The organism is Ruegeria sp. AH7, assembly GCF_056541325.1.
The window spans coordinates 806,296-818,034 of sequence record NZ_JBQFYF010000001.1; the positions used below are offsets into that span (position 1 = coordinate 806,296).

Consider the following 11,739-nt stretch of genomic DNA (forward strand, 5'->3'; position numbering starts at 1 on the left):
TCCCCTCGCGCCAGGTTTTGCGAACCCTGACCTATTCGAACAGCAAGGGAAAGTGGAACCGAACGTCAGCCGTCGAGAATCTTGCGCAGCCGTTCTTTTTCTTCATCGCTGAGCGTATCATCAGCCTCAACTGCTTGAGCCCTTGACCGGTTGCGGACAAACGCCCATCCCATGCCCGCTGCAGCCAACAACATGAACGGCCCTGCAAGCCACAGCATTAGGTTGGCGCCTGAAATCTGGGGCCGGAGAAGCACATATTCACCATATCGGTCGACGATAAAGGCCATCGCTTCTTCGTCACTATCCCCGGCAACCAGACGCTCGCGGACCAAAAGGCGCAGATCGCGAGCCAGATCCGCGTTGCTTTCATCAATGCTTTCGTTCCGGCAGACCAGACACCGCAATTCGGCGCTCAGATCACGGGCCCGCTGCTCAAGCACCGGATCATCCAGAACTTCATCAGGCTGCACAGCATATGCCGGGGCAACCCACAGCATTAGGATCAGGATCAGGCGTTTCATTCCGCAGGCACCCCTGACGCAGGCGTTTTGCGTGCGCCAGCAGCCACCCGGAAACGGCGATCGCACAGGCTGAAAACGCCACCCAAGGCCATCAGGATACATCCCGCCCAAATCCAGTTGGCGAAAGGTTTGATATAGGTCCGCACGACCCAACCCCCATCGGCCTGTTGGTCCCCGATCACCACATAGAGGTCTCGCCAAATGCGATAGTCAATCGCAGCTTCGGTCGTGGGCATACGTGCAACGGGATAATCCCGCTTTTCAGGATGAAGCATTCCCAAGGACCGACCGTTTGTCTCGACCGAGATATCGGCCATGGTCGAGAAATAGTTCGGCCCCTGAAAACGCCGCACATCTTCCAGCGTCAGGGTGAACTGTCCAACTTCAAAAGGTGCGTTGGGCTGGGCAACACGGATGTCTTCAACCTCCCACGCGGTCAGGCCAGCAATCGCAAAGATCGTGACACCCAAACCGGTATGGGCAATCGCCTTGCCCCAATCCGCACCGGGCAGTCGGAACAAGCGCCTGAGGCTACCCTTACGGCCCGTTCTGCTCCAAAGATCGATGATTGCGCCGCAGGTGATCCAGACCCCAAGAAACAGCCCCACAGGCCCCAGCGCACTGCGCCCCGTCTGCATGGCCCACACCAAAAGCGCCACAGCCAGCGCCAGCAGAAACGCATAGCGCAAAGACCAGGCGGTTTTACCAAGTCTGCCGCGCTTCCACGGTAGCAATGCACCGATTGGCAGAACTAGCCCCAGCAGCACCATGAAGGGCGTGAAGGCAAAGTTGAAAAACGGTGGCCCGACCGAGAGCGTCCGGTCAAACATCATCTCGGCCACCATTGGCCACATCGTTCCCACGAAGACCACGAAACAACTTACCGCCAGCAGGACATTATTCACGACCAGCGCGCTTTCGCGGCTGACGACGCCAAACACACCCTTGGCCTCCATCGTCTGGGCGCGTGCCGCGAACAGGGTTAGCGCACCGCCGGTGAAAAAGACCAGAATCATCAGAATGAACACACCCCGTTCCGGGTCGGTGGCAAAGGCGTGGACCGATGTCAGAAGCCCCGAGCGGACAATGAATGTTCCGATCAGCGAAAATCCGAAGGCGATGATCGCCAGAAGAATGGTCCAGCTTTTCAACGCCTCACGTTTTTCAACAACGATGGCCGAATGCAACAATGCTGCCGCCAGCAACCAGGGCATGAACGAGGCGTTTTCAACCGGGTCCCAGAACCAAAACCCGCCCCAACCAAGCTCGTAATAGGCCCACCAGGACCCAAGTGCGATACCAATCGTCAGAAACACCCAGGCCGCCAGTGTCCAGGGCCGCACCCACCGACCCCAGGCCGCATCAACCCGACCTTCGATCAGTGCGGCAACGGCAAAACTGAACGACATGCTCAGGCCCACATATCCCAGATACAGAAACGGCGGGTGAAACGCCAAGCCGGGGTCCTGCAACAGCGGGTTTAGATCACGCCCATCAAATGGCGCAATTGCCAGCCGATCAAATGGGTTCGATGTAAACAGAATAAACGCAAAAAACGCTACGGCGACGGCCGATTGAACCGCCAGAACACGCGCCTTCAAGGTAGGTGGCAGCCCGCCGCCAAACAGCGCTGCCATGGCCCCGAACAAGGTCACGATCAGAACCCACAACAGCATCGATCCTTCGTGGTTGCCCCAGGTTCCGCTGATCTTGTAGATCATCGGTTTCGCCGAATGACTGTTTTCCACCACGATCCGAAGCGAGAAGTCCGAAGTCGTAAATGCCCAGACCAGCGCCCCAAAGGAAAACGCCGTCAGCAAAAATTGGGAGATCGCCGCAGGTTCGGCAAAGACCATCCATCCGGTCCAGCGTTTCGTGGCCCCGATCAGAGGGACCACGCTTTGAACGATGGCAATCATAAATGCGAGGATGAGGGCGAAGTGACCAAGCTCTGTAATCATGCCTCAGGATATACCGCCCAGCTACATGGTGCGCCAATAACTTTCGCCAAATTCTTCCGAACATAGTGTCGCGGCTCAGGTGTGCCTCAGCCGTTTCCATTCGGTCAAGGCCGGATTGTCATCCGCTTGTGCGACCTCAATCTGCAAACCCGCATCCGGGCCCGGATCAGCAATGCCAGGGCTGTCACTGCGCATCTGAGCCAGGCTGCGCAAATTGGCCAGCACCTTGGGTGCACGCATCATCGTATCCGAAATCTCACGCTGCAGCTCCTGCGCCTTGGCCTGATGGCGCGCGCCGAAATAGAACGAAACGATTACACCCAAAAGCCACCATAGCGGTTCCGGCACCAGCGCAATGCCCTGCATACGGGCGGCAAACCACAAGGGATCGATCATTGCGGCCACAAACAAACCCAATGTCCCCAAAGCCAGCGCCGGGCGGGGTAAACGGTTCAAACCATCCATGAATCGGTCAAAACCGCCCTTACGCGGCCCCTGAAACTCGGTCCCGAACTGCGCCATCGCCAGGCTTTGAACCGTCAATGCCCGCTGCGCACCCTCTTCGGCGTTTTCCCGAAAAACCTCTGCCGTTTCACGCACAACATTGCGCCCGCCACCAAACAGAAAACCCAGAATGCCCGATATCAGCCCCATGTCGCGACCCTTTCCTGAAACTGCGCGTCGCTCAGGTGGTACTTCGAAGAAAGGAACTCCTCGGCGCGTTTGATCCACCCCCCTTTGCCTCCCGCACGGCTACGCGCATATTTGCGCGAGGCAGGCCTGCGATCGGCCAAGCGAAAATAGTAGTTCCGTCGCGCCACCCCATATGCATCGCGCAAGGCTACCTCCCCCGGCAGGGCCGCCTGCGCGCAGGCGCGAGTGGTCTGCGGCCCGATCACGCCGTCCACTGAGACGTCAAACCCCATCTCGCGCAGCAAACGCTGCAGGATTTTCACGGCCTGACTGCCCGCATTGACATACATGTCAAAAACCGACGCGTGCAGCACCACGGGCAACGCTGAAATCCGAGGTTTTTCAAAGTAATGCCGCACAAAAATGTCAATCGCCTGCCGCTTGCTCAGCGCGCGCACATCACTCGTGTCAATCTGACCGTCACCTGTCAGATCAAGTCCCAACCGCCGCATGGTGTGAATGGTCACGCCAAAATTCGTCGCACCACCGGGATCATCTGGATCATCCACAAATCCACCTTCGCGCGCCACAATCTCTGTCGCTATATCCCGAACCGTCTGCATGTCGTCCCTCGAATGCTCTGTCAGGTGAAACGGTCCGTCAGTAGTCTTAATATCCTCAAACGATACAGGGCGCTGCCCGCCCTTCGCGCGCAACGCCCCTTGTTCTTCTGATCCCAAATACCTCCGCCAGAGGCACGCAGCAGCGCTGCGTTCAGCTGTCGCTGGGCTCTTGATAAACGCCTTGTTCTTTCAGCGCGTCCATCACCTCTTTCGGCATATAGGTCTCGTCATGTTTGGCCAGGATTTCAGTCGCTTCAAACACACCATTCACGTAACGCCCGGTCCCAACCATCCCCTGATTTTCCGAAAACAGATCGGGCAATACACCGGTAAAGGCCACTGGCACGCTTTCACCGCCATCGGTCACAACAAAACGCACAGTCTCGCCCTGTCCACGCTGGATCGAGCCTTCCGCGACCAGGCCACCAATCCGGAAAACTTCCGTAGGCTCGGGCGGCTCGGCAATCACTTCGCTTGGCGATCGGAAGAAATTGATCCCATCCTGCAAGGCCCACCCAATCAACGCCGTTGAGGCCGCCAAAGCAACCACCGCGACCAGAATAACCTGTATCCGACGACGTTTCTTGAGCGATTTCATACCGTCCTCACGGGAAAAGCGGGGCCATCATCAGGCCTTTGGTTTCGTCCTCACCTAACATCAGATTGGCGTTCTGCAAGGCCTGACCGCTGCTACCTTTTGTCAGGTTATCCAGTGCCGCTACCACGATCGCGCGCCGCTCGATCCGATCCGCCACCACGCCGATATGGCAGAAATTCGAACCGCGCACATGGTGGGTCGATGGGGCCTCGCCCATTGGCAGCACTTCGATGAAGGGCTCGTCCGCATAGGCCTTTACAAGCGTTTCATAGACGCTTTGCGGATCGCCCTTTACGTAGCTGGTCGCAAGAATACCTCGGTTGGCCGGGATCAGGTGGGGTGTAAATTGTATATGCACGGTCCGGCCAGCAAGTCTGGAAAACTCCTGATCGAACTCCCCCAGATGCCGATGCGTGCCTCCGATAGCATAGGCATTTGCACCCTCGCTCAACTCCGCATGCAATAGGTTTTCCTTGAGCGAGCGCCCTGCCCCCGACACCGCGCATTTCAGGTCCAGAACGATATCGTCCAGATCAATCACTTCGGCGCTGATCAGCGGCCGCAGCACATATTGCCCGGTTGCCGCGTTGCAACCCGTGCCAGCGACCAGCCGCGCAGTGCGGATGTCGTCCCGGTAGAACTCGGTCAGACCATAAACAGCCTCTTCCTGCTGCTCCAAAGCACTGTGCGGGTTACCGTACCATTTCTCATACTCATCCGGGTCCTGCAGCCGGAAATCTGCAGACAAGTCGATGATCTTCAGGTTTTTTGGCAGATCCCGGATCACCTCCTGACTGGTCTTATGTGGCAAGGCGCAGAAACACAGATCAATCTGCGAGAAATCGATTTCCGAGATTTTGCACAGATCCGGCAGGTCCATATGGCGCAGATGCGGAAAAACCTGCGCCATAGACAGCCCGGCTTTGCGCTCGGCGGCCAGGGCAACGATGTCCATATTCGGGTGCTCGGCAATCAGCCGCACCAGTTCAGCGCCAGTATAGCCCGAGGCGCCCAGAATTGCGATTTTATGGGTCATATCAGACCTCTTCTTTACATGTGTCACGAGATGTGACCGCCGATGTGACGGTCTTTATATTCAGAATTTCGAAAAGGATGCGCCTTGACCTAAGTCAGGCCGCCTCGAACGTGATTTGTCGTCGGAGGAATTGCGTGGCCCGGTCGCTGACAAACCCGGGCTTACCCGTGGTCAGGAACCCGCCGCCGCCCTCGCCCAGCATATTGGGGTGGCGCTGCAGATAGTCCGCCAGGCTTTCGGCAACCAGATCACCCTGGCTGAACACCTGTACCTCCGGGCCCAAAGCCGCCTGAAAGGTTTGGGCCATAAGCGGATAATGTGTACAGCCCAGAATAGCGGCCTGAGGCTCTGGCATTTTCCGTTTCAGAGCGTCCACGTGGCTGCGCACCAGCGCTTCGGCCAGGATCATATCGCCATCTTCGATGGCGTCGACCACACCGCCGCAGGCCTGTGCTTCGACATCGACACCAATCGCGCGGAACGCCAGTTCCCGCTGAAAGGCCCGACTGGAGACGGTGGCAGGTGTGGCAAACAGCGCCACATGCTTAACCGCCACTTCCCGCGGGGGTGAGTTGTCGCCCCATTGCCGTTCTGTCAACGCCTCGATCAGGGGCACAAAGACGCCCAGAACCCGCTTGCCCTCGGGCACACCGGCCTCCTGCATCCGCCGCAGCGCCGCCGCACTTGCGGTATTGCAGGCCAGAATCACCAGATTGCAGCCGCGATCCCACAGATCGTGCACCGCCTTACGGGTCAACTCATAGATATCGTCGGAATCGCGCACGCCATAAGGCGCATGCGCACTGTCCGCATAATACAGGAAATCAACGTCCGGCAGGTGTTTCTGCGCGGCGTTCAAGACGGTCAGACCGCCCAAACCGGAATCAAAGATGCCTACTGCCATTTGCCCCTTCAGGCGCGATGCCGTTCCTCGAATTCATAGCCGTAGTCATAAGACTTCAACGGCTTCGGAGACAGCTCATACGTGGCTTTGCGCAGGAAATCCATCATCTTGCGCGTATCCTTGCCAAGCGGGTCTAGAACATCACGCCCGATGGGTTCGCCAATTACCACTTTTACCGGGGTATCGACGCGTTTCTTGAACTCTTTGATCAAAAGCCCCATGCGCAACGTGTTGTGTAAATGGCTGGCGATCTGGAACAGGCGCGAGGTGTGGCCGTCAAAGAACACCGGCACCACGGTCGCATTTGATTTGGCCACCATCCGCGCGGTGAACCCGCGCCAGCCCGGATCCATCGGATAGGCAAACGGGTTGACTGCCGTGCTTACCGTCCCGCCCGGGAAAATGCCAATCGCCCCGCCATCGCTCAGATAGTTCAGTGCGGTTTTTCGGGTTTCTAGGTTCAGCTTCATCGCCTCTTTCGTCTCATCGAATGAGATCGGCAGGATAATGCGGTTCAGCTCTTCGGCCTTACGGAAAACCCGATGCGCTAGGATGCGAAAATCTCCACGCATCTCGGACAACATGTGCCCCATCATCAATCCGTCTAGGATGCCATAGGGATGGTTTGCAATCAGGATCAGTGGACCGTCTTTGGGGATGTTCGACAACGCCCCACCAACAACATCCAAGGTCAGACCGTAGCGTTCAACCATAACGGCCCAGAAGTCACGCCCGCTGGCGACGTCTTTTTCGTACCCATCCGCACGTTTGATCAGGCGGATCCGACCAGTTGTATTTTCCATAAGCTTTATGACCATCCGGCCACCCTTGGTTTCGGCAGAATGGGCATAGGAAATGTCACGAACAGCATGACGGCGCGAGGGCATCTAAGATCTCCGGTATTTCGCCTGCATTATAAATTAAGCGACACTTTTGCCTAGCTCTTGTGACAGATTTGTGACGCCTCATTCCGCCGCAGCGCGCAATTCGGGGCCTCCGCTGCGGATGCTTGCCAGCAATTCTTCGCGTCGTTTTGCAGCTTTGGCCTCATTTTCCAGCAAAACAGGGCCGAAACCTCGGATTTCCAGCGGTAAATGCGCCAAGGCTGCAATGGCGTCGTGCGTGTCCTGCGATAGCAGAGGCAGAACCTGTTTCATGTCACTTTCATATTGCTTGATCAGCGCACGCTCCATCCGTCGTTCAGCGGTATAGCCAAAGATATCCAGCGGCGTGCCGCGCAGCGTTTTCATCCGGGCCAACAATTTCAGTGGCCCCATCATCCATTCGCCAAAGGCACGTTTGCGGGGTCTGCCATTGCCATCCACCCCGCCCAGGATCGGAGGCGCCAGGTGGAAGGTCATTTTGAAATCGCCGTCAAACTCTGCCATGGCCTTGTCGCGACTGCTCAGCAACAACCGTGCAACTTCATATTCATCCTTGTAGGACAACAGCTTATGATAGCCTTTCGCCACGGCTTCACGCACCGTTTCATCCTGAATGTCATCGACCAGCCTGCGGTAGCGTTTGGCCAGACGGGCCGATTGATAGTCGGTCAGGTGCTGGGCCCTGAAATCGATCATCTGATCCAGAGTCTTTGGCATCTCAGCAACAGACGGTGACAGGATGGATTGAACGTCAGTTGGGAACAGAACCGCCCAACGGCCGATATCAAAGGCGCGTTTGTTCCGTTCGACTGCTGTGCCGTTCAGTTCGATCGCAGCCATGATTGCCGAATGACTAACCGGCAAGATGCCCCGCTGCCAAGCGGCCCCGAATACCATCATATTTGAGTAGATCGAATCCCCCATGACGGTTTTGGCCAGATCGGTCGCGTCAAACAGGCTCACCCCATCCTTCAGACGTGCCTGCAACGCCAGTTCCAATTGATCGCTGGGGATGCGGAACTCGGTATCGCGGGTGAAATCGCCTGTCACCGTTTCGTGGTTGTTCACCACGGCGCCGGTTTGATCCGTCCGCGTCAGGCCCAGCGTCTTGGCCCCAGCAGAAACAACCAGATCACCACCAATCAGCGCATGCGCCTCGCCCGTGGCCACACGAATGGCGCTGATATCTTCGGGTGTGTTGGCCAAACGGCAATGGATGTGGACCGCGCCGCCTTTCTGAGCAAGACCGGCCATCTCCATCATGCCGGCCCCCTTGCCGTCGATCTGCGCGGCCTGCGCCAGGATAGCCCCCAGCGTGACAACCCCGGTGCCTCCGACGCCAGTGATAACGACGTTATGGGTCCCGTTGATTTCGGGCAGCTTCGGCATTGGCAGATCGGGTAGATCAAGCTGCTTCGTTGCTTCTTTCCGGATTTTCGCACCTTCCAGCGTGACGAAAGACGGGCAGAACCCGTTCAAACACGAGAAGTCCTTGTTACAGCTGGATTGGTCAATCGCACGTTTGCGGCCCAATTCGGTCTCTTTCGGCACGATCGAGACGCAGTTGGATTGCACCCCGCAATCACCGCAACCCTCGCAGATATCGGTGTTAATGAACACGCGTTTATCCGGGTCCGGAAACTCGCCGCGCTTCCGCCTGCGACGTTTCTCGGCAGCACAGGTCTGCACATAGACGATGACGGAGACACCTTCGATCTCGCGGAAACGGTCTTGAACCTTCATCAACTCTGCGCGTTCAAAGCTTTCCACGCCCGCAGGCAACGCGTTCAGGTTCACGTCTTCCTTTTCATCATAGACAAGTGCGACATGCTGAACGCCCATGGCCTTGACCTCGGCCACGATCCGCTCGGCGGTCAAATCACCTTCGTTCCCCTGCCCACCGGTCATAGCGACCGCGTCGTTGAACAGGATCTTGAACGTCATGTTGGTCCCCGCCGACAGCGCCGCCCGGATCGCCTGGACGCCCGAATGGTTATACGTTCCGTCGCCCAGGTTCTGAAACACGTGTTCGGTGGTCGAAAACGGTGCTTCACCGATCCAGTTCGCGCCCTCGCCCCCCATTTGGGTGAAACCAGTCGTCTCGCGATCCATCCACTGCACCATGTAATGGCAACCGATGCCGGCATAAGCCCGGCTGCCCTCAGGTACTTTGGTCGAGCTATTATGCGGGCAGCCCGAACAGAAATACGGCAGACGTGTTGCGATTTCTTGTGCGTTGTCCGCTCGGCGCGCCTCGGACAGTTTTGATAGACCGGCACGCACCCCGTCTGTGTCGCGGCCTTCTTCGATCAAAATCTCGCCCAGCTTCTCGGCAATCATGATCGGATCAAGCGCATCGCGGGTCGGGAACAATTCTTCCCGATGCAGCGCGCCCGCACCGCCTTTGTACCAGCCATAAACCCGGCGACCGCGACGGTCGTCAAAGATGGCCTCTTTAACCTGAACCTCGATCAGTTTTCGTTTTTCTTCAACGATCACAATCAGGTCCAGCCCCTCTGCCCATTCATGGAAACTGGTCATATCCAGCGGGAAGGTTTGACCGACCTTGTAGGTTGTGATGCCCAGACGCTCTGCTTCTGCTTCATCGATATTCAACAGCGACAGCGCATGGGTCAGGTCCAGCCAGTTTTTGCCTGCCGCAACGAATCCGACCTTGGCACCGGGTTTGCCCCAGACCCGTTTGTCCAGCTTGTTGGCCCTGCAGAACATTTCAGCCGCAAAGCGTTTGTAATCAATGACCCGCGCCTCTTGCAGATGCGGTGTATCGCCCAGCCGGATGTTCAACCCACCCTCGGGCATGTCAAAATCAGGCATGACCAATTGCATCCGATCCGGCCTGCCATCCACAACCGAGGTGACCTCAATCGTGTCTTTCATGGTCTTCAACCCGACCCAGACACCCGCAAAACGGCTAAGCGCAAAGCCATAGATGCCGTAGTCCAGAATTTCCTGAACGCCCGCCGGGCTGACCACCGGCATATACATATCGACCAGCGACCATTCCGATTGGTGCAACACGGTCGAGCTTTCGCCCGTGTGGTCATCACCCATGGCCATCAGAACGCCACCATGCTGCGCTGTGCCCGCCATATTCGCGTGGCGCATCACGTCGCCGGACCGATCAACGCCCGGACCCTTACCGTACCAAAGGCCAAAAACCCCATCGTATTTGCCATCGCCACGCAGACCTGCCTGCTGACTGCCCCAAAGCGCAGTTGCGGCCAGATCCTCGTTCAATCCGAATTGAAAAGTCACATCGCTCTGGGTCAGGTATTTTTGCGCGCGCATCATCTGCTGATCGACCGCCCCGAGCGGCGAGCCACGATACCCGGTCACCAGACCTGCTGTATTTAAGCCCGTTTGCTGGTCGCGTGCCTTCTGCATCAACATCAGCCGCACAAGCGCCTGCGTCCCGTTCAAAAGAACAGGTGATTTCTCAAGATCAAACCGGTCATTCAGCGAAATCTGTGGCTGACTCATCAGACGTCTCCCTTCGTCAGATCAGTGTGCTTTATCTTCGCGCATATTAGGTCACAATTGCTGACCTGTATAGAGTTTATCCACTGAAACCTAAGCATTTCGTGGTTTGTTTGTGGAACTTGTTACCTATTTCATATAGGTCTTCCCGAGGATAACGAAAGTTGCGGCGATGGATTGGGACAAGCTTAGAATATTTCACGCAGTTGCGGACGCAGGCAGCCTGACCCATGCGGGCGACAAGCTCAATTTGTCTCAATCCGCCGTGAGCCGCCAAATCCGCGCTTTGGAAGAATCACTCGACGCGACCCTTTTTCACCGCCATGCTCGCGGCTTGATCCTGACCGAACAGGGTGAGTTGCTGTTTGACGCCACCTCGGCCATGTCCAAACGACTTGATACAGCAGCTGCCCGTATCCGTGACAGCGAAGAAGAAGTTTTTGGCGTTTTACGCGTCACCACGACCTTTGGCTTTGGCACATTGTGGCTCGCCCCGCGCCTACCCAAGCTTTATGAGGAATATCCCGATCTGAACATCGACCTGATGTTGGAAGAACGTGTGCTGGACTTGCCCATGCGTGAGGCCGACGTGGCCATTCGCATGAAAGAGCCCAGCCAAGCTGATCTGGTACGGAAACGCCTTATGACGGTTCAGATGATGCTGTATGCAACGCAGGAATACATCGAAACCCATGGCGGGATGTTGAATGCACTGGAGGACATCAAGGATCACCGGCTGATCTGTCAAACACCTGCGGCCCCCCAGGTGGGCGCAAGTGCCTCGATGGTGCGGCATCTGATGACCTACAATCCGGGGTCACTTTTGACGGTGAACAACTACTTCGGCGTGCTTCAGGGCGTTTTGCACAATCTGGGAATTGGTGTTTTACCTGATTATGTGACCCAGGACTTCCCGCATTTGCTGCCGGTTCTGTCCGATATCGAAACTGCCGATGTCCCCGTCTATTTGGCATATCCGGAAGAATTGCGTCATTCCAAACGCGTCGCAGCCTTCCGTGATTTCGTTCAAGATGAGATCATTGAACAGCGTAAGCAAATGAAAAGAATGGGTAAACTTTAG

10 protein-coding genes are annotated in these 11,739 nt (G+C 56.9%); 1 reads left to right on the forward strand and 9 read right to left on the reverse strand.

Annotated features, from left to right (window positions below; genetic code table 11):
• Window positions 1–65 precede the first annotated feature (65 nt).
• From ACR0JX_RS04125 to ACR0JX_RS04165, 9 genes are all read right to left on the reverse strand, one after another.
• Complete coding sequence (locus tag ACR0JX_RS04125) at window positions 66–521, reverse strand: cytochrome c-type biogenesis protein (RefSeq protein ID WP_170536916.1); 456 nt, start codon at window positions 519–521, stop codon at window positions 66–68.
• The gene (locus ACR0JX_RS04130) at window positions 518–2,482 is read right to left on the reverse strand and encodes a heme lyase CcmF/NrfE family subunit (protein WP_480541621.1); all 1,965 of its coding nucleotides are present in this window, start codon (window positions 2,480–2,482) and stop codon (window positions 518–520) included. Before ACR0JX_RS04130 ends, ACR0JX_RS04125 begins: the two co-directional genes overlap by 4 nt.
• 75 nt (window positions 2,483–2,557) lie before the next feature.
• Window positions 2,558–3,136 carry a holin family protein gene (locus ACR0JX_RS04135; protein WP_480541623.1) on the reverse strand — a complete coding sequence of 193 codons (579 nt, stop codon included), beginning with the start codon at window positions 3,134–3,136 and terminating at the stop codon, window positions 2,558–2,560.
• Window positions 3,127–3,738: a holin-associated N-acetylmuramidase gene (locus tag ACR0JX_RS04140; RefSeq protein ID WP_480541625.1), complete on the reverse strand. Its 612-nt coding sequence runs from the start codon at window positions 3,736–3,738 to the stop codon at window positions 3,127–3,129. The genes ACR0JX_RS04135 and ACR0JX_RS04140 overlap by 10 nt, the downstream gene beginning before the upstream one ends.
• A 151-nt stretch (window positions 3,739–3,889) precedes the next feature.
• On the reverse strand, window positions 3,890–4,336 hold the full coding sequence (ccmE, locus tag ACR0JX_RS04145; protein ID WP_480498158.1) for a cytochrome c maturation protein CcmE: 447 nt from the start codon (window positions 4,334–4,336) through the stop codon (window positions 3,890–3,892).
• Window positions 4,337–4,343: 7 nt separating this feature from the next.
• Window positions 4,344–5,372, reverse strand: coding sequence for an N-acetyl-gamma-glutamyl-phosphate reductase (gene argC, locus ACR0JX_RS04150; protein WP_480541627.1), 1,029 nt, complete (start codon window positions 5,370–5,372; stop codon window positions 4,344–4,346).
• Window positions 5,373–5,466: 94 nt separating this feature from the next.
• On the reverse strand, window positions 5,467–6,276 hold the full coding sequence (locus ACR0JX_RS04155; RefSeq protein WP_480541629.1) for a glutamate racemase: 810 nt from the start codon (window positions 6,274–6,276) through the stop codon (window positions 5,467–5,469).
• Window positions 6,277–6,284: 8 nt separating this feature from the next.
• Complete coding sequence (locus ACR0JX_RS04160; RefSeq protein ID WP_170536929.1) at window positions 6,285–7,163, reverse strand: lysophospholipid acyltransferase family protein; 879 nt, start codon at window positions 7,161–7,163, stop codon at window positions 6,285–6,287.
• Window positions 7,164–7,241: 78 nt separating this feature from the next.
• Window positions 7,242–10,661, reverse strand: coding sequence for an indolepyruvate ferredoxin oxidoreductase family protein (locus ACR0JX_RS04165; protein WP_480541631.1), 3,420 nt, complete (start codon window positions 10,659–10,661; stop codon window positions 7,242–7,244).
• 169 nt (window positions 10,662–10,830) lie between these two features.
• On the opposite strand from ACR0JX_RS04165, the gene ACR0JX_RS04170 reads away from it, so the two are divergent.
• Window positions 10,831–11,739 carry a LysR family transcriptional regulator gene (locus ACR0JX_RS04170; RefSeq protein ID WP_170536933.1) on the forward strand — a complete coding sequence of 303 codons (909 nt, stop codon included), beginning with the start codon at window positions 10,831–10,833 and terminating at the stop codon, window positions 11,737–11,739.

Coding starts and splice junctions, on each gene's coding strand:
- ACR0JX_RS04160 (WP_170536929.1), bottom strand. CDS start 7,163: ATGCCCTCGCGCCGTCATGCTGTTCGTGACATTTCCTATGCCCATTCT.
- ACR0JX_RS04130 (WP_480541621.1), bottom strand. CDS start 2,482: ATGATTACAGAGCTTGGTCACTTCGCCCTCATCCTCGCATTTATGATT.
- ACR0JX_RS04125 (WP_170536916.1), bottom strand. CDS start 521: ATGAAACGCCTGATCCTGATCCTAATGCTGTGGGTTGCCCCGGCATAT.
- ACR0JX_RS04140 (WP_480541625.1), bottom strand. CDS start 3,738: ATGCAGACGGTTCGGGATATAGCGACAGAGATTGTGGCGCGCGAAGGT.
- ACR0JX_RS04135 (WP_480541623.1), bottom strand. CDS start 3,136: ATGGGGCTGATATCGGGCATTCTGGGTTTTCTGTTTGGTGGCGGGCGC.
- ACR0JX_RS04165 (WP_480541631.1), bottom strand. CDS start 10,661: ATGAGTCAGCCACAGATTTCGCTGAATGACCGGTTTGATCTTGAGAAA.
- argC (WP_480541627.1), bottom strand. CDS start 5,372: ATGACCCATAAAATCGCAATTCTGGGCGCCTCGGGCTATACTGGCGCT.
- ACR0JX_RS04155 (WP_480541629.1), bottom strand. CDS start 6,276: ATGGCAGTAGGCATCTTTGATTCCGGTTTGGGCGGTCTGACCGTCTTG.
- ACR0JX_RS04170 (WP_170536933.1), top strand. CDS start 10,831: ATGGATTGGGACAAGCTTAGAATATTTCACGCAGTTGCGGACGCAGGC.
- ccmE (WP_480498158.1), bottom strand. CDS start 4,336: ATGAAATCGCTCAAGAAACGTCGTCGGATACAGGTTATTCTGGTCGCG.